We start from the raw sequence: 259 nt of genomic DNA on the forward strand, positions 1-259 counted from the left end.
AAGTATTATGGCAAAGATTTCATTGCTTATACAAGGTGTAAGTAAGGAATTTAAACGTTCATTGACATATTGAGAATATATAAGAATACGAGAGTAAGAGCGTACTTTTTTCTTTAGAGAAAGGAGTACGACGAGTAAAATAAAAATAAATAATTATCGAATAGATAAGCTTATTAAGGGCGTATGGGGGATGCCTAGGCTCTCAGAGGCGACGAAGGACGTGACAAGCTGCGATAAGCTGCGGGGATTAGCACATATG

The 259-nt window shown here is 37.1% G+C and carries 1 rRNA gene; it reads left to right on the top strand.

Annotated elements, in window-relative coordinates:
• Positions 1–163: 163 nt before the first annotated feature.
• Positions 164–259 (top strand): 23S ribosomal RNA (locus LB452_RS13750); the annotation flags it as partial.

The organism is Psychroflexus longus (genome assembly GCF_020164595.1).
GTDB lineage: Bacteria > Bacteroidota > Bacteroidia > Flavobacteriales > Flavobacteriaceae > Psychroflexus > Psychroflexus longus.